This is a genomic window from Peribacillus sp. NPDC046944 (assembly GCF_050272735.1).
Taxonomy (GTDB): Bacteria; Bacillota; Bacilli; order Bacillales; family DSM-1321; genus Peribacillus.
The window spans coordinates 428,816-453,251 of record NZ_JBNNML010000001.1; the positions used below are offsets into that span (position 1 = coordinate 428,816).

25 protein-coding genes are annotated in these 24,436 nt (G+C 41.7%); 3 read left to right on the forward strand and 22 right to left on the reverse strand.

Features of this window, described 5'->3' with window-relative positions:
- The first annotated feature begins 255 nt into the window (after positions 1 to 255).
- Together ACQKIC_RS02220 and ACQKIC_RS02225 are read left to right on the forward strand one after the other, a co-directional pair.
- The gene (locus ACQKIC_RS02220; protein ID WP_427590899.1) at positions 256 to 600 is read left to right on the forward strand and encodes a PadR family transcriptional regulator; all 345 of its coding nucleotides are present in this window, start codon (positions 256 to 258) and stop codon (positions 598 to 600) included.
- Positions 597 to 941: a DUF1048 domain-containing protein gene (locus ACQKIC_RS02225; protein ID WP_402957263.1), complete on the forward strand. Its 345-nt coding sequence runs from the start codon at positions 597 to 599 to the stop codon at positions 939 to 941. Before ACQKIC_RS02220 ends, ACQKIC_RS02225 begins: the two co-directional genes overlap by 4 nt.
- Before the next feature lie 117 nt (positions 942 to 1,058).
- Here the strand turns inward: ACQKIC_RS02225 and ACQKIC_RS02230 are convergent, their stop codons facing one another.
- The 17 genes from ACQKIC_RS02230 to ACQKIC_RS02310 all read right to left on the reverse strand — a co-directional run bounded on the left by ACQKIC_RS02230 (position 1,059) and on the right by ACQKIC_RS02310 (position 17,815).
- A complete protein-coding gene (locus ACQKIC_RS02230) occupies positions 1,059 to 1,214 on the reverse strand; it encodes a hypothetical protein (protein WP_402957261.1) in 156 nt (51 codons plus the stop codon).
- Positions 1,215 to 1,332: 118 nt separating this feature from the next.
- Positions 1,333 to 1,776, reverse strand: coding sequence for a hypothetical protein (locus ACQKIC_RS02235; protein ID WP_427590900.1), 444 nt, complete (start codon positions 1,774 to 1,776; stop codon positions 1,333 to 1,335).
- A gap of 31 nt (positions 1,777 to 1,807) precedes the next feature.
- A complete protein-coding gene (locus ACQKIC_RS02240) occupies positions 1,808 to 2,623 on the reverse strand; it encodes a DUF3100 domain-containing protein (RefSeq protein WP_402874041.1) in 816 nt (271 codons plus the stop codon).
- 73 nt (positions 2,624 to 2,696) lie between these two features.
- A complete protein-coding gene (locus tag ACQKIC_RS02245; RefSeq protein ID WP_427590901.1) occupies positions 2,697 to 3,917 on the reverse strand; it encodes a M20 metallopeptidase family protein in 1,221 nt (406 codons plus the stop codon).
- Positions 3,918 to 4,368: 451 nt separating this feature from the next.
- The gene (locus tag ACQKIC_RS02250; protein WP_402874035.1) at positions 4,369 to 4,614 is read right to left on the reverse strand and encodes a DUF2164 domain-containing protein; all 246 of its coding nucleotides are present in this window, start codon (positions 4,612 to 4,614) and stop codon (positions 4,369 to 4,371) included.
- A gap of 151 nt (positions 4,615 to 4,765) precedes the next feature.
- Positions 4,766 to 5,410 (reverse strand): FMN-dependent NADH-azoreductase, encoded by a 645-nt coding sequence (locus tag ACQKIC_RS02255; RefSeq protein WP_402957253.1) that lies wholly within the window; start codon positions 5,408 to 5,410, stop codon positions 4,766 to 4,768.
- Positions 5,411 to 5,782: 372 nt separating this feature from the next.
- Positions 5,783 to 6,103 carry a hypothetical protein gene (locus tag ACQKIC_RS02260; protein WP_427590902.1) on the reverse strand — a complete coding sequence of 107 codons (321 nt, stop codon included), beginning with the start codon at positions 6,101 to 6,103 and terminating at the stop codon, positions 5,783 to 5,785.
- A 39-nt stretch (positions 6,104 to 6,142) separates the two neighbouring features.
- Entirely contained in the window at positions 6,143 to 6,829 is a 687-nt protein-coding gene (locus tag ACQKIC_RS02265; RefSeq protein ID WP_427590903.1) for a class II glutamine amidotransferase, read from the reverse strand.
- A gap of 17 nt (positions 6,830 to 6,846) precedes the next feature.
- Positions 6,847 to 7,113, reverse strand: a complete 267-nt coding sequence (locus tag ACQKIC_RS02270) for a hypothetical protein (RefSeq protein ID WP_402874025.1) — start codon at positions 7,111 to 7,113, stop codon at positions 6,847 to 6,849.
- A 24-nt stretch (positions 7,114 to 7,137) separates the two neighbouring features.
- A complete protein-coding gene (locus ACQKIC_RS02275; RefSeq protein WP_427590904.1) occupies positions 7,138 to 8,646 on the reverse strand; it encodes a glutamine synthetase family protein in 1,509 nt (502 codons plus the stop codon).
- Between the two features lie 18 nt (positions 8,647 to 8,664).
- Complete coding sequence (locus ACQKIC_RS02280; protein ID WP_427590905.1) at positions 8,665 to 9,243, reverse strand: aromatic-ring-hydroxylating dioxygenase subunit beta; 579 nt, start codon at positions 9,241 to 9,243, stop codon at positions 8,665 to 8,667.
- Between the two features lie 18 nt (positions 9,244 to 9,261).
- Positions 9,262 to 10,557 carry an aromatic ring-hydroxylating oxygenase subunit alpha gene (locus tag ACQKIC_RS02285; protein ID WP_402957247.1) on the reverse strand — a complete coding sequence of 432 codons (1,296 nt, stop codon included), beginning with the start codon at positions 10,555 to 10,557 and terminating at the stop codon, positions 9,262 to 9,264.
- A gap of 22 nt (positions 10,558 to 10,579) precedes the next feature.
- The gene (locus ACQKIC_RS02290; protein ID WP_427590906.1) at positions 10,580 to 11,356 is read right to left on the reverse strand and encodes an SDR family NAD(P)-dependent oxidoreductase; all 777 of its coding nucleotides are present in this window, start codon (positions 11,354 to 11,356) and stop codon (positions 10,580 to 10,582) included.
- On the reverse strand, positions 11,335 to 12,570 hold the full coding sequence (locus ACQKIC_RS02295) for an acyl-CoA dehydrogenase family protein (protein ID WP_407407060.1): 1,236 nt from the start codon (positions 12,568 to 12,570) through the stop codon (positions 11,335 to 11,337). The genes ACQKIC_RS02290 and ACQKIC_RS02295 overlap by 22 nt, the downstream gene beginning before the upstream one ends.
- A 160-nt stretch (positions 12,571 to 12,730) precedes the next feature.
- A complete protein-coding gene (locus ACQKIC_RS02300) occupies positions 12,731 to 14,509 on the reverse strand; it encodes a hydantoinase B/oxoprolinase family protein (protein ID WP_402874009.1) in 1,779 nt (592 codons plus the stop codon).
- A complete protein-coding gene (locus tag ACQKIC_RS02305; protein WP_403124767.1) occupies positions 14,502 to 16,625 on the reverse strand; it encodes a hydantoinase/oxoprolinase family protein in 2,124 nt (707 codons plus the stop codon). Before ACQKIC_RS02305 ends, ACQKIC_RS02300 begins: the two co-directional genes overlap by 8 nt.
- Positions 16,622 to 17,815 carry a M24 family metallopeptidase gene (locus ACQKIC_RS02310; protein WP_427590907.1) on the reverse strand — a complete coding sequence of 398 codons (1,194 nt, stop codon included), beginning with the start codon at positions 17,813 to 17,815 and terminating at the stop codon, positions 16,622 to 16,624. The genes ACQKIC_RS02305 and ACQKIC_RS02310 overlap by 4 nt, the downstream gene beginning before the upstream one ends.
- A gap of 318 nt (positions 17,816 to 18,133) precedes the next feature.
- On the opposite strand from ACQKIC_RS02310, the gene ACQKIC_RS02315 reads away from it, so the two are divergent.
- Positions 18,134 to 18,862 (forward strand): FadR/GntR family transcriptional regulator, encoded by a 729-nt coding sequence (locus ACQKIC_RS02315; protein ID WP_427590908.1) that lies wholly within the window; start codon positions 18,134 to 18,136, stop codon positions 18,860 to 18,862.
- 85 nt (positions 18,863 to 18,947) lie between these two features.
- Here ACQKIC_RS02315 and ACQKIC_RS02320 read toward each other — a convergent pair whose 3' ends face one another.
- The 5 genes from ACQKIC_RS02320 to ACQKIC_RS02340 are packed head-to-tail and all read right to left on the reverse strand — an operon-like array spanning position 18,948 to position 24,418.
- Positions 18,948 to 20,300: an LLM class flavin-dependent oxidoreductase gene (locus ACQKIC_RS02320; protein WP_427590909.1), complete on the reverse strand. Its 1,353-nt coding sequence runs from the start codon at positions 20,298 to 20,300 to the stop codon at positions 18,948 to 18,950.
- A 36-nt stretch (positions 20,301 to 20,336) separates the two neighbouring features.
- The gene (locus ACQKIC_RS02325; protein ID WP_427590910.1) at positions 20,337 to 21,695 is read right to left on the reverse strand and encodes an LLM class flavin-dependent oxidoreductase; all 1,359 of its coding nucleotides are present in this window, start codon (positions 21,693 to 21,695) and stop codon (positions 20,337 to 20,339) included.
- 23 nt (positions 21,696 to 21,718) lie between these two features.
- Positions 21,719 to 22,540 carry an ABC transporter permease gene (locus ACQKIC_RS02330; protein WP_402987204.1) on the reverse strand — a complete coding sequence of 274 codons (822 nt, stop codon included), beginning with the start codon at positions 22,538 to 22,540 and terminating at the stop codon, positions 21,719 to 21,721.
- Positions 22,541 to 22,566: 26 nt separating this feature from the next.
- On the reverse strand, positions 22,567 to 23,373 hold the full coding sequence (locus ACQKIC_RS02335; RefSeq protein ID WP_402874284.1) for an ABC transporter ATP-binding protein: 807 nt from the start codon (positions 23,371 to 23,373) through the stop codon (positions 22,567 to 22,569).
- 13 nt (positions 23,374 to 23,386) lie between these two features.
- On the reverse strand, positions 23,387 to 24,418 hold the full coding sequence (locus ACQKIC_RS02340) for an ABC transporter substrate-binding protein (protein ID WP_402987206.1): 1,032 nt from the start codon (positions 24,416 to 24,418) through the stop codon (positions 23,387 to 23,389).
- Positions 24,419 to 24,436: the final 18 nt, after the last annotated feature.

Here is a 24,436-nt window from a genome sequence, read left to right on the forward strand (position 1 = left end):
ATCACACTTGGACTCAAGTGTATGTATTAAGTGGTTCATACACTTTATGTATGTACTATACCCGTAATACACTTCAGCTGTCAATATCGTTTTAAAAAATATTTCCATTTTATGATGAAGACGATTCCTCCAAAAATACTCTATAGATAAATGGAAGGCGATTGACAAATCACTACTATGTGATACTATATACTAGTAGTAAGTAATACTAAATAGCGTGTAAAATCCAACAACAAACATATGGGGTGAATTCTTTTGGAGAATCTGACAGAAATGCTGAAAGGGGTGCTTGAAGGTTGTGTGCTTGAAATCATCAGCCGAGGCGAAACGTATGGCTACGAAATTACACAGCAACTACAAAAACTTGGCTTCGTTGATGTAGTGGAGGGCACGGTTTATACGATTACGATGAGGCTTGAGAAGAACAATCTGGTAGACATCGAGAAAAAGCCATCCACGATGGGACCACCAAGGAAATTTTACACCCTCAATGCAGCGGGTCAAGAAAAGCTTCAAGTTTTCTGGACAAAATGGGCATTCATTTCAAGTAAACTGAAGGAACTTAAAAACTTACCGATTGAAAGGGGAGACGCAAAATGAGTTTTTTTGAAAAAATAATGGGAAGTTTTGATGAAAAGAGAGAATGGAAAGCGATGGAGGCGCGAGCGAAGGCTCTTCCTAGTGAATACCATAACGCTTACAAAGCGATCCAAAAGTATATGTGGACTGCTGGCGACAGCCCCACCGATTGGGAGGGTACCAATCGTATTTTTTCCGGTATTCTCGATCTTTTCGAGGAAGGTGCAGCGGAAAGCAAAAAAGTCACCGACCTGACAGGTGAGGACGTGGCTGCCTTCTGTGACGAACTAGTGAAGGATGAGCAAACTTGGAAGGATAAGTATCGTAAGAAATTGAACGATACCATCGGACGTATTGATTGAATCTATTTGAAGGATAAGAAGCAAACAATTTTAAAGAGCCTCGCTACGTAAACTGTAGAAGGCTCTTATTATTTTCGAAAAATGTCAGCAAACCCAATGGGCCTGCTGACTTTCCGTTCAGCTTGGATCATTTTCATCCAATGAGAGTGTGACGACTTTTGTATAGTCTCCTTTTGCCACCTCTTCCGGAGTGGCGCTTTCATCCAGCTCCTCTTGCGTTGTGATTCCATCGGCTACGATTGGTTCTTCTTCATGATTTTCGCGCTTTTTCATGGGCTATCCCCCTTTCATTGATAGAATATCCAGGAGTGGCTTTTTCATTCTTGAATCAGTTTGCATAAAAAAATGCCCGCTTCATTTTACTGAGACGGGCATCTTTCTTTAAGTACGCTTAATGGAATTTCCCAGTTAATCTAAAACTAATTTCTGCAACAACCGTTGAAAGGACAAACGTTCCTGTATAAACAACTAGAGAAATGACAACGATTCGCCACCCTAATTGTTTGAATTCCTTTAAATCTTTCCCGAAGGATAGACCCGCATATGCCAAAATGGGAGTGGCCAGCGCCATGAAATTCACATGTTCCGTTACCTTGATGATTTCTGCATTTCTGGGAAAAATGGGCGTTGTAATCAGCAGCGCTAACATCGAAACCCAAATGACGATGGGTAGTTTTATAGGGATGACTTTAGCCAAAAAGAACCCTACGATCGTAACGGCAACAATGATCAACATGCCTGGTAGTGCATCTATAGGTGAAACATCGTATCCAATCCAATTTCCCATAAGGGCTATTATTCCAATGATTATAAAAGTCAATATCTTATCTTTCATATAACCTCTCCCCTTTAAGTCCTGCACTGCCTTATTTTTCAATCACTTTTGACTTACGCCCCAAAACGGGTTCTAATTTTTTGTATAAAAAGTTTGTAAAAGGAAGGGAGAAGAATACACATATGTATGTCCCTAAGATTGTTGTAATTAAGTTTGCCGCACCGGCAAATACAGCAATATCCTTTGCGGATTCCGGGAATATTACCGCTAGCGCTCCAGACATGGCAGCCATCATGCTACCTGATCCCACTCCTGCACCCATGGCAAGGGAAATCGGATGGAACCAACCAGTTTGAGCCAAAAAGCTCGCTAACACGGAAAGGTATAATGCTCCAAACAAAGTCCCGCATACATATACGCCCAGTGCTCCCCTGCCTTCAGGTGAATCTGATCCATATTTTTCAGCGATGATGGCTAAGTTTGGTTCTCTATCAATCGAAAAAGTGGCACCGACTGCTTCCCTTTTCATGCCAAGTAACAATGCAATCGGTAAACCTAATAGGATCGTCCCTGCGAAATGCCCCAATTCCTGCAAACCTAAAGCAAGGCCGGCATCAAATATCTGTGGCAAGGATGGTCCCATTAACATGCCTAATTTGGCTACAAAAAGCATGAATGAAATCCCTAAAATATTGGCCGCCACATTCATTTCCTTCGGTTTTAAGACTTTCAAAGAAGGTAAACTAATGACCGCACCGATGATCAATGCATACAACATGGGAAATAAAGCAATGGCCCCAATACCGATATTAAAGGTTTTTACACCGATGAATTCTGTTATACACACTAATATCAAAACAAAAAAATGAATTTTCCAACTACGCAGAGAATTTTCTTGCACATTCATCACTCCTTTTTTGTCTACGATTGGTACGGACTTCAAAAAGGAAAGCCCGTACGATCCATGTTTGCGATGTTATTTATTGAATTTTCTCAGTCGTATGTAAAGCTATGCCCACGATAAGTGAAATCCCCTGAATCATGGCTTTCTCATCTGGCAGAAACACGTCGCTATGTAACTTCATAGGGTCATCCGGGTTTTCCGCTACACCTAAGAAGACGAACGTACCCGGAACTTTTTCTAAATAGAAAGCGAAGTCTTCACTTGCCATACTTGGTTTACTCAACCATTGAACGGACTCTTCCCCAAATAAGTCCACGGCAATCGCAGCAGCATGTTCATTGAATGTTGAATCATTTATGGTAACAGGGTAGCCCACTGAAAAGTTAAAATTGATTTCCACTTCTAGTTTAAGAGCCGAAGCCACACCTTCAACGATCCGCTGAATACTCTCAGCCACTTTCTTACGGGTATCGGCATTAAGCGTACGCACCGTTCCTCTAAAACTAGCTTTTTCAGGGATGATATTATAGCCATCTCCTGCTTCTATCGTTCCGATTGTCAGAACGACGGAGTCAACCGGATCCGTTTCCCTGCTGACTATCGTTTGGAGGGCCGTTACGATATGAGCAGCCCCGACGATTGCATCCACCCCTTGATGAGGTGCTGCCCCATGGCCTTGTTTGCCTTTTAGCACAACATCAAAGGAATCCATGCTTGCCATGATGGCTCCATTTCTAAATCCATATGTTCCAGTAGCTAACTCAGGCCAAACATGAAAAGCAAAGGCATGGTCAACTGCAGGATTACTAAGAACTCCTTCATCGACCATTACGCCTCCCCCGCCCTTCATCTCTTCAGCGGGTTGGAAAATGAATTTTATCGTACCGGAAATATGTTGCTTATTTTGGGATAAAACATGGGCGGCAGCCAGTAACATCGCGGTATGCATATCATGTCCGCACGCATGCATCACACCGGGATTTTGAGATTGATAGGGCACACCCGTTTTCTCCTGAATCGGTAACGCATCAATGTCGGCCCGTAACGCAAGTACTGGCCCCTCTTTATCGCCATGAAGAAGACCCACAACTCCCGTTTTCGCTACTCCTGTAGTCACTTCGATTCCAAGCCCTTTCAAATAATCCGCAATCATTTCAGCGGTTTTTGTCTCTTCAAATCCAAGTTCAGGATTTTCATGGATCATTCTTCTTATTCTCACAGCTTCTTCATAGATCCCTGATGCCTTCTCCACGATTTCAGTTGCCGTCAAAGAACTTGTAACGCTTTTTATACTCACAATCCTCATCCCCTATACTACTTTGTACATACTATTAAAATAATAATTGCCACAATTATATTTAAATTACATATTTAACCTCAATATCCATCAGTACTTTTATACTACCATTTCAAATATCACCTGTACATATCAGAAAATACCAATAATTCTGCATATTCATAGAATTATGGTCTTCTAAATAGAGTTAATTTAGGCAATGAAAGAGCTGATTTTATTGAGTTTATAAGGTTAATAGGATCGGGCATCAGTTTATATCTTCTAACTAACTTTATTTTAATTTTTAGAAAAATTTCTTTCTTACAATATTATTTTTTCTAAAAAGCGAAAAAGAAATGTTATATCTATATAAAAAAATAAGCCTTCGCCCTTACTTTCTTGGGATCGACGACTTATCATATACTCAAGCTACGGCTCTTTGGATGGAAAAAGGCCTCATATTCTTCCTCGCTTATCTCTTTATCGGGCGTTCCAACGTCAGAATTTCATCTTCCATGGAAGAAAACTGTTGTTCCACGACATGTTTAACATCTTGGACGGCCGCGTTATAGAAATGAGGAGCAAGTGTTTCCTTGACGAAATCCAATACTCTTTCCGCGGCAAATTCCGTGATTTCCTCATCTCTTTCTTGTGAGAAGAAATACTGGATATCGGAAATCATTAATTGCTGTTGGTCTTTTGTAAGTTTTATAAACAAAATCGAACACCCCTTCATGGATAGTACATGTAATTATAAATGGTGATGGTCCCCATTTATAGCCTGTTTTTTCATAAAAGAATATGTACAGCACAAAAGTAAAAAAAAACGACCAACAAAGCAAAAAGCTTCGTTGGCCGTTTCCGTTTAATTACCCTTTTACAGCTAATTCTGCTAGGCGCTGTGCAGAAGCTTTCACTTCTTCCAACCCTGCAGAAATGATTTCTTGTGCTTTATCAGGCATTGCATTGTGACCTTCGATGATGACTTCATCAATGATTTTCATGCCGAATACGCCACCGAATACATTGCGCATGTAGTTCACTGCCATTTCCATTGGAGCCGCTTCCGGAGTTGAGTAAATTCCGCCGCGAGCGTTTAGGAAGATCGCTTTTTTGTCAGTCATTAATTGAACCATATTCCCATTTGCATCATATTTGAATGCGAATCCTGCCGCATACACATAATCGATGAATGTTTGCAATTTAGCCGGGATTGTTAAGTTCCATAATGGGAACGCGAATACCACTACGTCAGCTGCAGTGATTGCATCCATTGCTTTTTGTTTAGCAGCCAAAAGACGTGATTCAATATCCGTTAACTCTCCGCCTGTTTGCACTTTGCCGAATGCGTTGAAAATTTCTTGACCGAAGTATGGTGTATCTTCTTCAAACACATCATAAGTTGTTACATTTACATCTTTACCTTCTAATGAAGCCATGAACGTTTCGTACATTTTGCTTGAGATACCTTCTGTTGCCGGACGGTTGTTTGCTTTCACTACTAATACATTCATTATATAAAATCTCCTCGCATTAAAATATTTTGATTTAAGTTATCTTTAATTCAAGATATTTATATCTTACAAGAAAGCATGCATATTTGTCAACACACTTGTTTGGAAATTGTTTGAACTTTTATCCAGATTATTGATAATTAGATCATTATCCTCATTCTCTTTCTTTTAAGTGTTCCGCAAATCTTAATAAATAACCGTCAGGATCCATGATTAAAAAACTCTTTTTCCCCTAGGCCTGGAGCATGGAGAATAAAAATTTTCTATGTACTAAAAAGAGGGTGAACCCACTACTAAGTCGCTATCAAAAGACTTAGTAGTAATGGGCTCACCCTGTCTATTCAGAAAAACATTTTTATTCAGCTTCTTTCTTTAATGAACGTATTGTCTTCGTTCATGTAAGCATTCATGAGCAAAAGAATCAAAGTAAGCTTTTAATCCACCTTTGCCAAATTGTAGATACATTTTATTGGGATTATAAAGATTTTTTGAATGCAAATATCTCAAGAAATAAATAATTCCCTTCCGCCTCGCTGTAATATTATAAAATCCATATTCAAAAAACCATAAATCAATACGATTAAATATACCTTTATTAATAAAAAATATTTCTGAACACCAATTCACAAACGCTAGATCAGGCAAATGTACAGCAATTTCATCTATGATTTCTTTTAAATCTATGCCGTGCATTACATAATCCTCCTTTTTATTTACGTAGACATGCTAAGATCATTCTAAAAGTAATGAAGTAAATAACGGTAATCGACGTATATCCTTTGCGGATGGGAAAATGTTTTGGAAGACAAAGTCATCATGACTGTGCACAGATGTCGATACACACTTTATATCATCTAATTGAAACGAATACATCTTGTTATCCACATTTCCAGAATAGATGATTGTCGCTTCATTTTTTCTAAAAAGCGCCATATTCGCTTTTCCTTTTAATGCACGATGTGTTTCTTCCAAAGCTTCTACCGGGCGATTGTATTTTTTATGGTGTTGAAAGAAGTATTGGAAGGCTATTTCGCTATCTGAAGTTCCTTTTAATAACTGAAGAAAAGACGACCGGAAAGACTCATGTTCTTCAAAATTCCCATTATGCCCAAAAGCAAGGGAGTGGTCGGTTGTGAGGTACGGTTGAATATTGAAAGGGGTAATGCTGTTCATCAAGCTAGGCCGACGCAAGTGTATAAAAATCTCTTTGGAGGTTATACCCTTTAGCCTTTCAGATGCTTGTTGATCTTTTCTAATCCCGTCCACGGATTTATAGCAGCGTAGCTCCCCTTCAGTATCCTTCCAAGCAACACCCCAACTGAATCCACCGAGTCCGTATTCGTCCAATAATTTCGCATAACCCAGAACCCATTCCATCGGAATAGAGTTCTGAGACTTTACGATTAATAGTTCACACATACAAGTCCCCTCCTTGCCTAGTTATTCGTAATTCTTCTTTGGAGGGTATGTTTCCATGGTTTCCATAGATCGACTTCCGATATAATTTCCATACACTTGGCATAATCATCACGATCTATAGCCAGGTAATCTTCCTGATTGGCATCATGGGAGTAAATGCTCCTATCCTGGACATGTGCCAGTCGAACGGCTTCGGCTAACGTCTCATAAATAGTTATCTTTTTTTGTAATTGTTGAATATATGACTTTAACTCTTCTATTTCTTTTTGCTGTTGCAGATCCATACCATCTTCACCTCGTCCTCCGCTTTAAAAGATCTCAAAATACTCCAGGTGTTCCCATTCGGTCACGATATTCGCATAGTCTTCTATGTTATTTTCTTGGACATATGTCGTATAACGATTTATTTCACTTTCTTTCATGCTAATAATATAATTCACAAAGTCTGTTCCCATTTTATTATGGAAAACTTCACTTTCCTTTAGTGAATCCACAGCAGATTGTAGATCTTTTGGCAATAACGGGCGATTATCATTATAGGCTTCTGTACTTAATGGCCCTGGTTGTAGTTTCCTCTCTATTCCATCCAGTCCCGATAAGATTTGTGAAGCCATGTATAAGTATGGATTGGCAGCTGGTTCTCCAGCACGGTTTTCGAAGTGAAGACTATCATCTTCGATTCCACCGATTACACGAATCATCGTCCCACGATTATCTAAACCCCAACCAGCACGATCAGGGGCTAATGAGTTAGGTTTGAAGCGCTTATATCCGTTTACTGTTGGGGTTGTAAAAACAGTTGCCGCCCTTGCATTTTCTAGGATACCGGCAATGAACTGTTGTCCAATTTCTGAAATGGGACCATCTGAATTGTTTGGTATAAAAGCATTCTCTCCTGTATTTATGTCAATCAAGGATTGGTGTAGATGCCAACCGCTTGAGAAAAACCCTGGAATCGACGGCCTGCACATGAAGGTGGCTAAATATCCATGGCGTTTACAGATTTGTTTTACAGCTGTCCGAAATAAAAGCATGGTATCCGCTGTATCAATCCCTTTCATTGGTGCAAACGTAAATTCTAATTGACTTGGGCCCCATTCATCCTCCATCGTGAGCAAAGGTAAGTCCAATTGTTGGATATTTTCAGCGATTATTTGTAAGATGTCATCTATTTCATCATTATGCGCTTCCAGTTGATATTGATAGCCGCGCGCAACCGGTACTACTTTTGGAGGTTGCCCTGGGCTACCAGGCGCTCCAAGTAATGAGGCATCTATTTCATCGTCTACGATTTTGGTTAAGGAAAATTCCACTTCTAACCCGGAAAGTAGGTCATAGCCTATGGAGTTTAGTTCTTTCAATGCCTTTTTACAGATTTGACGGCTGTCATAGGGGAGAGGGTTACCATTTTTCAAATAGGCATCACATAATATCCATCCAGTATGTTCAGCCCATGGAAGAGATTTAAATGTAAGGGGATCAGGTACGAGTGTATAATTTGGGCAGCCGGTCATTTCATCTGAATCGAATCCGCCGCCTTTCATAAAGGGGTTATATACAATGGCATTGGCTGTATCGAAAAATAGGGGACCCGTATTAAAATCAATGCCGTTTTTCATTGCCCCTAAAAATGCTGGAATGGTTAAAGTTTTAGCCCGTGATATACCATGTTGATCCGACCATGCGACACGTATCAAACGTAAACCCTTTTCTTTAATCACGGCATGGATTTTTTCAACGGCTTCACTTTGTTCCGTATTCCATAAGTTAAAACGATCGATAAATCCCCGGTTTTTTACGATTCCTTGGCTATTCATATACAAATCTCCCCTTTTTTATAAAATAAACGTCATATTTTCATGGCCTTGATCGCAATCAATCAAATTCACTTGCTTAACGGCTATTTTCCATTGATTGTTTTCCTGCACTAATCGATAGCCATTCCAGCCTGCATATGATTTTTGTTTACCATTACGAAACTCGGATACCAAGAAGTTAGTGCGGGCCCGAAGATCTTTTTGGTTGGATTCTTTCCATACCTCTATATTGCTTTGCAAACGAATGGTTCTTGAACTTGGGATCTGTGACCAGGCATATCCAGTACGAAGACGGTAGACCCGGTCTTCCAAGCGGCGTCGATCATCAAAAGCAATGGATACTTGTTTTTTCGGATTACCTCCACCGGGTATAGATGGAATCCAATATAAACATTCAGAAGAAAAGAGGTTCAGCCAATCTTCTAGCTTACCTTCATCCAATAAACGTGCTTCTTGATACAGGAATTTTTCAATTTCCCTCGTTATTCCATCGTCTGCAACACCTACGTCTAATTCCCAGTCTTTTAAATGATCGATTAACTGGTTGTAGTAATCGTTATCCATATAATTCGAGAACTTGGAACTATCTACATTCATGTTTGATCCCTCCTATTCTTAATGCTGTGCACCTGAATGGACTTTGCTCGTCATCAACCTTTTCCACTCTTTGTAGTAATTACGGATGTACAGTTCATCCGTGACCGGTCCGGTTATCACACCTTGTTCGTTCGTGGATTGTTGATTGGAAAGGCCAAATCCCCTTTCGGTATTGATCCACTCCACTTCCGAAATAGACAGTCCCCGTTGGCACTCCTCGAAGTTCGTCATATCATCAGGTTCCCCGAATGCCGGAAAGTCTTCCTGGCTTCTCATACGCAATGTATTTATTTCCTCAGGCAACCCTTCAACTGCAGTGGAATACCATATCAACTCTGTACGATCTACAGCATGTGGCTGAATCACTTGGACTTGATTGCCTATGAACAATAGGTTTGGAAAGATATTAAGATTCATCTGGGCACCAATTGCCTGATCTAATAATGCATCTGCCTCATCGCCGTATTTTTGACGGACATTCCCTTCATTAACTTCACGTCCTGGCTGTGCTCTTTGTTGTGCCCAGTACTCACCTGTTTCACTATAGTTAGGACGTTGATCGATAAAAGTATGACCATTCCCCAAATACTGTACGTACATTGGACCGTAATCAGGGTTCGCAGAGAAATAAGTCATATCTTTGTTTTCCCCCATTCTTCCACCCATTTCAAGCAGGGAGCGGTGTGAGAAAGTGACATGATAACCATCTGCCGCATTATCGTATGTCAATTTCCAATTTCCTTTGTAAATCATCCGGTGTGCATTACCAAGGATGATCCTTTTTCCATCATAGCGATCGAGCCATTGATCCATTAATTCTTTTGCCGCCCCAAGATGTTCCTCCAAACTAGGAGCCTCTTCATTTAAAGTAGCAAAGATGAATCCACGATAACTCTCGACTCTTGGTACTTGCCCTAATCCTAGTTCATCTTTATTAAAAGACTCCCCATATCCCTTGGGCCATGGGACACCAGCCAGTTCTCCATTATTCCGAAAGTTCCACCCATGATATGGACAAGTGAATACTTTTGCTGAACCCTTTTCCGCTCGGCAAACCGTCGCCCCTCGATGCGTACATCTATTGAATAGGACTCGAAAAACTCCATCTTTGTCCCTTACAGTTATGATAGGACGTTGGCCGAGGTAGCCCGTCTTAAAGTCATTATTATTGGGCACTTCACTTTCGTGTGCTACATAGACCCAAGTCTGCCCGAAAATATTCACCATTTCTTGTTCGAAAATTTCCGGTTTAGTATATAAATGCCGATGTACTCGGTTTGGCTGGATTAGTTCATCCCAATTTTGTTGCTTCATTAGCTTATCCCCCTCTAGACCTTTATTGAGCTAAGTACCCTCCATCTACAACGAACGAAGATCCTGTAACGAATGATGATTCTTTGGAAGCTAGAAATAGGATACAGTTCGCAACTTCTTCCGACTCGCCATATCTGCCGATTGGATGGGCTCCACCAACTGCACTCCAAAAGTTCTCCAGATCATCCGTGTGCGTTTCATTAATCTGGTTCGTTTTTGTTGCGCCTGGCGCTACACAATTCACTCGAATTCCCTCTTTCCCATAACGGGTAGCTAATGAACGGGTTAGTTGAAGAATACTGGCTTTAGTCATGTTATATAAATAGGTGCTTTTCCCCATCATCTCTTGACCGACGAAGGCTGAAATCGAACTCAAATTGATAATGACCCCACTCTTTTGTTGTACCATCGTTGGGATGACCGCTTTACAGGTGAGAAACATGCTTTTTACATTCGTCGAGAACACTTGATCGAATTCCTCTGTTGAAGTCTCCGTTATATCTTGAATCCAATGAATACCTGCATTGTTAACCAGAATATCAATTTTCCCGTACCGTTTTATTGCCGCATCGTGCAACTGTTGAACAGTGGTTTCTAGAGAAATATCACCAGGAACTAACACGCACTGATCGGGGTTTGGTAATTGCGAAACTACTTCTTCTAACACCGCTGCATTTATATCATTTAAAACTAAATACGCTCCTTCTTTTGAAAATCGTTCAGCCGTGGCCTTACCGATACCACTGGCTGCCCCCGTTATGATAGCTACCTGATTCTTTAATTCTTCACTGTTTGACATACTTCTTCCTCCTTCAAAAACGGCAAGATTTCTTCAGGATTCAAGCCTAAGTCCATGGTTCCGATTAAATCTAGGCATGCATCTTCGTTAGGTGGCATAATGGGTGCTGTCACCGCATCTCTAAGCATTCTTTCAAATGGCAGTCCTTTCATGAGACCATGTGCACCACAGGCAATTGTAGCTGAACGAACTACACGGCCAGTCGTTTGGGCGGCAATGTACTTCGCACGGAGACACGCCGCTGTCGTTTCAGGGCCCGGCCCTTTTGTATCATGTAACCAAGCGGCATGATAGACTAGGAATCGAGCGGCCTCGAGATCCGCGAATATCTCTCCTGCACGTGCTCTCATGGCCGGGTGATAGCCCATGGGTTGAGAAAAACCTTTTGGTTTTCTTGTCATCAACGTTTCCTTCACCCAGTTCCCTACTCCGCGCCCGATTGCGTAATACATCGATGCAAACGTGCCGAAAGCCCAGGCTGCGTTTTTCATAATAAACGAATTCAAAAATTCTTCCGTTTTATGAATGGCATTTTCCTCCGGAACAAAAACATTTTCATAGACTACTGTGTTACTGCGCGTTGCACGCATACCCAAAGTATCCCAAATGTCGATTACAGAAATCCCTTCCGATTTTGTTGATAAAAAGAAACCGATGCTGCTTTGTGGATTCTCGCTTTCTTCCGGATGGGCGTATAGATACACATAGTCACTTGCTTCAAACATCGACGCAAATGCTTTTTTCCCATTTAAGATATAACCTCCTTCAACCTTCTTCGCTTTTAAGGAAGGGGTATAGGATTGCCCTATTAAACTAGAAGAGGTTGGTTCCGAAACAGATTGGCACAATAGTGCGCCTTCGTTGATGACTAGATCGGCAATATACTGTTTCTTTTCATCACTAATTTCTGGGTTTTCCATAATGGCTGCCGTTCCAGCTACATGCATATTCCATGACATCATGGTTGCCGCACAGCCTTGTGCAAGCTCTTCAACTGCAATCGTGTAACCGAGGAACCCTTCTCCAAGTCCTCCAAATTTCTTTGGAATCGTTAAACCGAAAAATCCAGCCTCTTGTAATTTCTTATAATTTTCCACTGGAGCTGACCGTTCTTCATCATGCTTCGATGCACGAGTTGCAAAGTCTTTCGCTAGTTCTCTACACGTTTCTTTTAACTTCATTTGCTCGTTTGTCATTTGAAAACTAATTGTCATATAGGTATCCCCAATCTATCGATTATTTTTCAATGATTTCATGCCGTGTGTAATACCAGTTTAAAAAGCCTTCAATCGCTTATTTTTTTCTAAATTTTCAGATATCTATTATTAAAGGGAACATACAGGCTTTCTCCTAAGTTGAAGTTCCTATGCCTACCTATTTATTCACCTTCAACCTTTCTTCTCGCAACCTATTAGTAGCCTGTTCATCTACTACGAAGGTTATTGAATCGATCAACACACCATAATCTTCTCGTGCTTTTTCGATAGAAAGCAATCCAGCGATAGCTTCCTGTTGGACTTTATTTATATCGCGAAGGAATGGGGAACCATATCCACCACCACCTCCAGAATACATTTCCATAACTGTCCCTTTTGGTACATCGAACAACATATCTTTTGAACCTAGTTGCTGTTCTGTACCATCTGGGAACTTCAAGGAAAATTGATTATATGTCCCATCTAAACCGCCATATATTCCTTTAGGTAATTCAGCACCTTCATATGCCATGCCATCACCGATTGTACCGACTGAGTTATTGTCCCCATCAATGCGCACCTTGACGTAGGTGCCATACCCTCCACGGTATTGACCTGAGCCAGCCGAGTCTTTCAAGAGTTCATATCTTTCTATTAAAAATGGGTCTTTTATTTCGAACATTTCCGGATCTTGCGAAAGCATGCAACCTGCTGCACCTGAAAAACCGATTCCATCAAAGCCATCACTGCCCTTCAAGGCACCCTGACCGCCTTTGGCCATAAACCCAAAATCAAAGTAAGGTTCATTATTTCTTGGATCTGTTCCCGTCCATACAGGTGGACACGCTTTTGCCCAACCCGCTGTTACATATTCAGGCACGGCCTCCTGTAGAGCATTCATAATCGCTTCGAGCAAAACGTCCGCCATTTGATTACCAAATAAGGTTGCTGCAGGGAATCTCGGGTTTACGATGCTTCCTTCCGGAAAAAAGCACTCCAGCCCTGCAAATAATCCTTCATTTTGGGCAATGGTATCGCCTGGATTAATCAACATCAGATAGGCAATGGCACACGCAGCCTTTGCTGAAGCCGGTGGCATATTTGTAAATCCAGGGGCTTGATCGGCCGTTCCTGTGAAGTCCATTTTCACTTTTCCATCGTCGATTGTAATGGTTACTGCTACTTTGTATTTCTTCTTGGTATCAAAACCATCGGAGACCATATAGCTCTCCCCATAATAAGTGCCCTTTCTCCACTTGCTGACTCTCTCCTTCACTTGCTTCTTCGTAGCTTCAATCACGTAATCTAAATGATTACGGAATGTTTGTTTACCATATTTAGCTATAAGATTCACAAATTCTCTTTCCCCGATGTTGCAAGAGCCAATCATAGCTTTGACATCTTCTTCAACAACTTTGACACGTACATTTGAAAACAGCATTTTCCATACATCATGGATGACTTCGCCTTTTTTTACGATTTTCAACCCTGGGATCCGTATGGCTTCCTGCCACACTTCCGTATGTTTTGGATTATAACCGCCTGGTGTCGCGCCTCCTAAATCAGTTAAATGTCCCTTGCTGACAACCCATCCAACCAATTCGTCCTCATGGAATACCGGTTTATAAACGCCTACATCATGTGTTTGATTTCCCCCTTCAAAGACATCATTGTGTAGAATGATATCTCCAGGAAAAATGTCATCTTTAAACGATTCTATTATATTGGGTAAGGCAGGTTGGGCCCCAAACCCGATTATCGGTATGTTCGCACTCTGTTCAATCATTCTCGCTTGATGATCGAATAGCCCCGTAACGAAATCTCCTGCTTCATTAAATACCGGTGAACGTGATGTTCGCTGTAATACTTTTGCCATGTCATGGGTTATAGCATTTAACCGACGCTGAATGATGGAAGCCAAGATTGGGTCAACACTCTTTTCTACTATCCTACTCAATTGCGACACCCCGTTTCTCTTCAATGAATGGTTGTAACAATTTCTCATCCATCTCCTTGCGATACATGATATAGTTGTCATTTTTGTCGAGAAGAACATTGTACCCACTTAATACAACGATAGTCGTGACTTTCTGTTCGATGATGGCGGGTCCAATCACTTGATTACCATGAACCAATATGTCCCCGTCATAAACCGGCGTTTCCACCAAGGTTCCCTTTTGACCATGAGAAACTGGACGATAACCCTTTATTGCATGTTCTGATGACGTCCCTTTATATTCCGTTTGTTGCATGTTAGGTTTCTTCGTTACGCCGATAGCCGATAAATTGAAATTGATCACATCCACTTGCATTTCCGGTGTGGAGTACCCGTATAGTTGTTCATGCAATGTGTGGAACTTATTTTCTATTACTTCTATCGTAAGGCCATCCATCTCCTCGGCTGTAAAAGGCACGGTTACTTCGTAATATTGACCGTAGTACATCATATCAACGCTATATTGATATTGCATTTCATCCTCTTTCACTTTATCTTTTTTCAACGTCTGATATCCTTCGCTCTCTAACTCTGAGAAAATGGCCTCCACTTGCTCTATATTGATTTTTCCAAGTGGGGAACGATAGGCTTTGACATAATCATGACGTAAGTCAGACATCAACATGCCAGCAGCACAGAAAATGGATGATTCTTTTGGAACGATGACAAGAGTGTTATCCAATTCTTGAGCAATCGCTACCGCATGCAATGGTCCTGCACCTCCTGCACAAACAAGTGGAAATTCCCGAGGATCATATCCTCTTTTCACTGTTATTTCCCGTATGCCACTTGCCATATTCACGTTGACCATATCTATGATTCCTTGGGCAGCTTCTTGTACAGATAGTCCAAGAGGTTCAGAGATATGTTTTTGGATGGCCGTTCTTGCTTTCTCCACATCGAGTTTCATCTTTCCGCCTAAGAAAAAGTTCGGGTTTAAATAACCGAGAACTAAATTGGCATCGGTTACTGTCGGGAACTCGGCCCCGAACCCATAACAGACTGGACCCGGATGGGCTCCCGCGCTTTTAGGACCTACATGTAGCAATCCACCTTCATCGACCCAGGCAATAGAGCCACCTCCTGCACCAATTGTATGGATATCCACGGTTGAAAGACTTATTGGCCAATCAGCAATTTCACCTTCTGTTCGGATAAGGGGATAGCCATCCTTTAATAAGGCAACATCAAAACTTGTTCCACCCATATCCATAGTCAATGCATCCTTAATTCCAAGAGGTTTTAAATAATAACTACCTGCGATTGGAGCAGAAGCTGGACCAGATAATAAAGTATTGGCGGCTTTTTCGATAGTCGCCTCGGGAGTTGCCACTCCACCATTTGATTGCATAATTAACAGCGTGCCTTGGAATTCTATATCTGATAAACGCTGGATCAATTTCGTTAGGTATTTTTCTATGATGGGGCCAATGTAAGAATTGAGGACTGTAGTACTGACGCGGTCATAAAGCCTTGCACGTGGGATTAACTCGCTGGATAAGGTTAAATATACATCGGGAAGTTTTTCTTTTAGTATGTCTCCGACTTGTTTTTCATGGGAGTCATTTGTATAAGAATGCATAAAGCAAACGGCAATAGCTTCGACCTCTTGCTTTTTCACATATTCCAAGGCATTCAATACATCTTGCTCAGAAAGCGGTGTAATTTCACTCCCAGAGTAATCAAGTCTTCCTTCTATCCCTACTCTCAGATCTCGTGAAACGAATGGTGTAGGTAAATCATATTTGTTGTTATAAGCATCAGGACGGATTCCCCTTCTTATTTGAAGAATATCTTGGAACCCATCTGTTGTGAATAGAGCTGTTTTGGCTCCTGAATAGGTTAATGCTGCATTTGTTCCAACCGTTGTACCGTGTACAATCAGCTCGACATTTCCAATGAACTCTTTTAACGAGAGTCCATGGTTGCCTGCCATTTCACTCAAGCCATTGAAGAATCCGATTGTAGGGTCTTGGGGTGTGGAAAGGGTTTTATACACTTCGGAATTCCCATTTTCATCAATTAATAAAAAGTCAGTAAAAGTACCTCCAACATCGATTCCTATTCTAAACTTCATCGTATAGTTTCGCCCCCTATTAAAATAACTTCATGATTACGTGATGATAATCGTTCGGCGCCATCCTCTGTAATGACAAAAACATCTGACATGTAAGCGGATTTTTGTTTATCGGTTCGCATAATTTGAGGGTGAAAACTGATGACCATACCTTCTTTCAAATAAAGTAATTCTTCATCATCTTTACCTGGCACTTCTACTCCAACGAATGCTGTATTCGTTTGTCTTGCGACAAATGGTCGTTCAATTACATCCATTCCAATTCCATGACCCGTTAAATGACCACAATGATATCCTTCTACTTGTGCCATTTTTTCAACCTGTTCTTGAATATCCGTCACTTTAACTCCCGGTTTCATCGTCACTTCGGCATATTGAATACCTTTTGCCACTAGACCTGCCAATTTCTCCATTTCTTCATCTCGCTGTCCGAAACAGAACATTCTGGAATGCTCCACCCAATGTCCTGAAGGGCCAGTAATTTCTAAAGACACGATCAAGTAATCTCCATCCTTGATCACTTTCGGCCGTGGATTTAAGAAATATGGTTCTACTGCTCCTGCTTGTTCACTTGATAGAGTTAAATACAGAGTATCTTTTGCGCCTAAAGCATGAGCCGTGGAATAAGCGACAGAAACGGCTTCCTCTTCAGTTAAACCCGATTTGATATGTTCGATAATGGCATCGAAACTTGCTTCAATAATACGATTTGCCTCTTTAATTCCTTCTATCTCTGGTTTACTTTTAATAGAACGAATTTCATCAAATGTCACACTAGCGTCCACCCATTCAATTTCAGGTAGTTCTTGAGTTAAGTAACGGAAGTCCTCGATTTTCATTGTATTATTCAATCCAACTACTCCAACTACCCCCGTTGTGACGCCATGTTCTTTTAATCTTCGGACTACTTCCATGACTTCATGATCAGAAGGGAATAGCGTATCTGGAACACGACGATCGGTGCACCAATGGAGCCCTGATGGAAGAATCTGATATTGTTCATCTGGCAACACTAATCCGAAACCGTATCGATGGATCAAGTGATTGTCAAATAAATAACGCAAGGAACCTTTCTTCCCTAAATAAGAATCAGCTACAAATAACATACCTTTGTAATTCTTTTCTCTGACTACATCCCTTACCGCTTGTAACCGTTGCTCTCTTTCTGTTTGTTCAAGTGTAATGATCACTTTACCACCTCTTCTTTAGTTATTAGAAAATTCAATAAAATCTAATAACATAATCTTACCACCTTCACTCCAATTGTAAATAACCTTTAATTGTAAAATGTTTTTACATTTAAAGGTTATTTACAATACTATTGATTTGCGTTGAAAAACACATTAACATCAAATTATATCAATTTATGTAAAAATATAGTAATATTCTATTAAGCTCCACAGTAAACAAATTAACTTACTAAATACAGTTGAACTCATTTATAAACGCTTAATCTATAATCAATTTAGTTGTTTTGTCCGTAAAAAATCCATCGAGGTGATTGGACGTTGATCCATACAAAGAAACTATTAAGTCTATCCGAACAAATCGCAGAGCAAATTAAAGATTCCTTAATCAATAAAGACTTAAAGCCTGGGGATAAACTGCCTGGGGAAAAAGAACTTGCCAATGAATTTCAAGTGAGTAGGCCTACAGTTCGGGATGCCATTAAAATATTGTCGTCTTCTAAATTAGTCATAACAAAACCGGGAGCTAAGGGGGGACACTTCATTACGGAGTTTGACCCTGATTCATTCGTAAGTGACTTTAGCGATTACATAACTCTTTCCCTCAGTTTAAAGGGGATTACGTTAGAGGAAGTAATCGAAATGAGAAAAATGATAGAGATCAAAGCATGTGGAATTGCTGCAGCAATGCGTACAGATGAAGATCTTATTAGGTTAAAGAGTTTAATTCCAAAAATAGATTCCGTTAATGATTCGCACTACTTTAGAGATGACTTTAAATTTCATAGGGCTATAGCAAAAGCCACAAAAAACCGACTCATAATGATTAATATTGAAGCGATTTCAGAAGCGATTATCCCATACTTTCAGTCAACTGATTGTTCCACTGAATTAAAAGAGGGCCTTAACAAGGAACTGCACGGCATATACAAAGCCATAGAACAGAAGGATCCAAAAGCTGCAGAGGAAAAAATGAAAGAACATCTGAATCATTTCATAAACTTCATTCCTCAATTTGAAAGCGCCAGTAAGGAATTCCGTACATCTTGAGGCGATATATCGGTTGAATTTTAATGGTAAAGAAGTGCATGGAAAGAAAAACAAAAAACCGGGCAGAATCGCCCGGCCTTACTGGTTACACGGTTTCTATAATCTTGTTGACCAACGTGTTGGTTGGCCGATTCAGTCCTAAGTTTCCGCGTAAGGTATCTTCTGTGTATTCGGTACGGAATATGCCACGTTTTTGCAATTCAGGGATGACATGATCGACGAAGTCTTCAAGGCCGCCCGGTAAATAAGGAGGCATGATGTTGAATCCGTCCGCCGCTCCATTTTCGAACCATTCTTGCAATTGATCTGCGATTTGTTCCGGCGTTCCTTTGATTTCACGATGGCCTCTGGCGCCGGCTGTTCGTTGATATAGCTGGCGTATGGTCAGGTTTTCACGTTCAGCCAGATCCTTCAATAATGTAAAACGGCTTTTACCTCCATTGATTTGTTCTAGTTCCGGCAGGTCTGGCAGTGGTCCATCAACGGGATACCCGCTTAAATCCACACTGATCATCGCCGACAAAAGCGCAACGCCGGCTTCCTCTGGGATAAGTTCCTCAAATAATTGCTTCTTCTCATTCGCTTCTTCTTCTGTTGCCCCAATGATTGGGAAGACACCCGGCATGATTTTCAGTTCCTCAGGGGAACGGCCATATTTCGCCATCCGTCCTTTCACATCCGCATAGAATGCTTGAGCTTCTTCGATTGTTTGCCACGCTGTGAAAATCACTTCGGCCGTTCGTGCCGCCAGCTCTTTTCCAGCTTCGGATGATCCCGCTTGAACCACGACGGGATGGCCTTGGACCGGACGGGAAATATTCAAAGGTCCTTCCACGGAGAACCATTCACCCTTATGATTGATGGCATGGATTTTCGAGCCATCGGCAAATTGCGCGGATTCCTTATCCATGATCAACGCCTCATCTTCCCAGCTATCCCAAAGCTTTTCTACAACGTCCACAAATTCCTCAGCCCGCTCATAACGCTTTTCATGTTGAAGATGATGATTGGAATTAAAGTTCCGTGCTTCGGCATCCGTATTGGATGTGACGACGTTCCACCCTGCACGACCATTGCTTAAGTGGTCGAGCGATGCAAACTTACGGGCTACATGATAGGGTTCGTTGTACGTCGTGGACACCGTACCGACTAGCCCGATTTTTTCCGTAACCGCTGAAAGTGCTGATAATAGAGTGAACGGTTCAAAACTAATTCCCGCTCTTTGGACGTTTTTAGCACCGTTATGTTGAAGTGCATTACCATCCGCAACAAACAGCATATCGAATTTGCCGCGCTCTGCTGTTTGGGCCAGTCTTTTTAGAAAATCAAAATTCAATATATTATGAGTTTCAGCCTCGGGATGGCGCCAACCGGCCACGTGGTGTCCAGGAATCATGAAAAAAGCGCCTAATTTCATTTCTTTTTTATTCGTACTCATCTAATCTCCTTCTTTCTACTATTCTATTTTCAACACTTATATATGAGCGCCCGCCACTTTTTCAAGGAGAGTGTTTTTCGGACGTTGTAATCCCAAATTTTCACGCAATGTGCTGCCTGAATACTCCGTTTTGTATATGTTCCGCCTTTGCAATTCAGGAATGACTTGATCGACAAAATCATCTAACCCGCCCGGTAAATAGGGAGGCATGACATTAAATCCGTCTGCCGCTCCATTTTCAAACCATTCTTGAAGTTGATCAGCAATTTGAACGGGTGTCCCTTTAATTTCACGATGCCCGCGAGCACCTGCAATATGTTGATATAACTGACGGATCGTATAGCCTTCACGGTCCGCCACATCCTTCACTAACTGAAAGCGGCTTTTTGTTCCATTGACTTCTTCTAAATCAGGAAGTTCAGGCAAGGGACCATCCAATGGATAACCACTCAAATCGACATTGACCATCTTCGATAAAAGAGACACACCGGCTCCTTCTGGAATCAGATCGATCAATGCTTGTTTCTTCTCATTTGCTTCCTCTTCCGTATTCCCGATGACGGGAAATACTCCAGGCATGATTTTCAGTTCTTCAGGGGCACGACCATATTTCGCCATCCGCCCTTTTACATCCGCATAGAATGCTCGTGCTTCCTCTAATGTTTGCCAAGCAGTGAAAATCACTTCGGCCGTTCGCGCCGCCAGTTCTTTTCCGGCTTCGGAAGATCCGGCTTGAACTACAACCGGATGACCTTGAACAGGACGGGAAATATTCAGTGGTCCTGCAACGGAGAACCATTCCCCTTTATGATTGACGGCATGGATCTTTGAACCATCCGCAAATTGCGCCGATTCCTTATCCATGACCAATGCCTCATCTTCCCAGCTATCCCAAAGCTTCTGAGCGACATTCACAAACTCTTCAGCACGCTCATACCGCTTTTCATGAAGGGGATGTGCGTCGAGATTAAAGTTGCGAGCTTCTGAATCAGAGCCTGATGTCACGACATTCCATCCTGCTCGCCCATTGCTCAGATGGTCCAAAGAAGCAAACTTACGGGCGACATGGTAAGGTTCGTTATACGTCGTCGATACGGTACCAACCAGCCCGATGTTTTTCGTTACCGCTGCAAGCGCCGATAACAAGGTAAATGGTTCAAAGCGTGTATTTACGGTTTGCCCTAATACTTGTTCATCCTGCGTGTTAAGTGATACATGATCGGCAAGGAACAGTAAATCGAATTTTCCGCGCTCTGCCGTTTGGGCCAGCTTTTTTATAAAATCAAAGTTCATGATATCCCTTACCTCTGCTTCTGGATGACGCCAAGCTGCCACGTGATGACCTGGAATCATGAAGAAGGCACCTAACTTCATTTCTCGTTTATTATTCGTCATCAAACCACCCCTTCTACCTTCGATTATTGATTGACTTTCCAAGCCGAGAATCGTTTTTCCAGAGACACTAAAACATAATTCAATAACAATCCAAGCAAAGAAATCGTTATGATCCCGGCGTACATTTCAGCGATTTGGAAATTCATCTGCGCATAATTGATCAAGTAACCTAAGCCTTCTTTGGCTCCTACCATTTCAGCTGCAATTAACACGAGAATCGATGCCGTCCCTGCCATCCGTATTCCGGTAAAAATAGTCGGAATAGAGGCCGGCAAAATAACCTTATAGAATAGTTTCTGAGAGGATAATCCCATTGATTTAGCTGACTTGATGAGCAACGGATCGACATTTTGAACGGCGTTGATGGTATTTAAAAGAATCGGAAACGTACAAGCGAACAGGACAATCGCTATTTTGGATACTTCCCCAATCCCAAGCAATAGGATAAAAACAGGCAATAAGGCCAACGCGGCTGTATTGCGGAATAACTCCAATACTGGGTTCAAAAAATCTTTGGCCAAAGGAAACCAGCCGATGATCAGACCTAAAGGAATTGCAATCAATAGGGCCAACCCAAACCCAATGAACGAACGGAAGAAGCTTGCCTTGAAATGGGCGAATAATTCTCCTGATGTCACCAATCCCCACCATCCTGCAACCACTGCCGAGAAAGGTGGGAAGAATACGGAATCCACCAATCCAATTCGTGGTGCAATCTCCCAAATGGCTAGTAACAGGACGATCACGGCTGTCTGCTTCACAAGTTTTTGAAGCCAGGTAAACGATAAATGGATAGGTCGCTTTCTTTCAATAGGTACAGCAATAGCTTTTTCTAAACTGGACATCTATGAACCACTCCTTTTTTTATGAATTAAATGGAAGCCGCTTGATAGACCTTTTCATGAAGAAGGCTCCATATATGATGTCGTGCTTTTACAAAGTCTTCATGTGATCGAATGTCCACTTCGTTCAAACGTGAATCCAAGGGGATATCCACCATGTACTTGACCGTTCCTGGATTTGTGGACATTACTGCGACTCGCTGCCCTAAGTACACAGCTTCATCGATGCCATGCGTGATGAAGATGATCGTTTTCTTGGTCTTCTCCCAAATCCGTACCAATTCACTCTGCAAGGTTTCTCGCGTCTGCGCATCCAATGCGGCAAACGGCTCATCCATCAGTAGCACATCCGGATTATAAGCTAGACTCCTAGCGATGGCGACGCGCTGCTTCATCCCACCTGACAATTCATGAGGAAAACGATCTTCAAACCCCTCCAACCCGACCAAAGATAAGTAATATTGCGTCCGTTCATGTCGTTCTTTCTTCGGAACTCCCTTAGCTTCGAGACCAAAATCAACATTGCCTCGCGCTGTCTTCCAAGGAAACAAAGCATATTGCTGAAACACGATTCCGCGGTCCAATCCAGGTCCCGTAATTTCCTTTCCATCAAGGAGGATACGGCCTGAAGTCGGTTTCGTTAAACCACCGAGCAGATCCAACAACGTGGATTTCCCGCACCCACTTGGACCGACCAGCGTTAAAAATTCACCATCTTTCACGGAGAAGTTCAAATCCCTTACCGCCGTGAACTCCTTCTTCGAGCCTTTTCCCTTTTCGGTATCCCGTACAGTAAACACCTTTGTCACTTGATCAAATCGAATTTTATCCGCCATATCCACACCCCATTCATTTAGTTTCAAGCTCTTTCGTATATGGATTATATTCATTCGTATATAAGTCATCCAACTTCACTTGGCCCTTTTTGATTTCCCCGTTGGCTTCTAGCCAATCCGTCCATACTTGGAATTCGGATTCTTTTATATAGCCACCTTTTGCGGCTACGCCCGGACTTTTCCAATATTGAACCGTTTCCGAATCTTCTTTTCTACCTCGTTTCTCTATGATCGATTCAAAGCGGGCAATCACTTCTTCACGAGGTGTTGTACGTGACCATTCAATCGCTTTTGCAGTTGCTTCCACAAATTTTTTCACGGTATTCGGGTTTTCCTTTATGAACTTATCCGTAAAGACATAACTTCCTGCCGTAAAGGTTCCAAATAGATCATAATCACTAAATAATTTACTGATGCCTCCATTATCCAGTGCCCTGTCACGTGCCGCTCCATTTAAAGCCACGACATCGATTTGCTTTTGGCGTAATGTTTGTTCACCATTCCCCGTTGGCACCACCACTAACGTAACCTGTTTGATTTCATCATCCGTGAGGCCATTTTTCTTTAAATATTCCTTTAGAACCAATTCAAGATGGGCTCCAAGCGTATTTACCCCGACTTTTTTACCGATTAAATCACGTGCATCTTTTATCGGGCTGCCTTCTAATGTATAAAAGCCGACGAAGGTGTCTTCATCACTCCCATAATAGCCAATGACCGATTTAATGGGGGCGCCGCTTGATTTCAATTTGATGATGGCTCCATTAAAGGCACCACCGAAATCCGTTTGACCCGTCGCGGCCGTTTGAATATCCTGAGGTCCGCCATTCACATTTCCCACCCAATCTAACTTAATCGGATCTAAATAACCTAAATCCTCCGCCAGTTCTGGATAGAGTACCGATCCAGCATATCCCTGATACTTCAGTTCCACTTTTTCATAGCCATCCTGGTTTTTCTCCACTGCTTTCCCTGAAGAACAACCAACTATCACAAGTAATGCACCAATCCATACTAAAAATAAGGCCTGTCGAGTCATTTTCATTTTTTACTCTCCTTTATT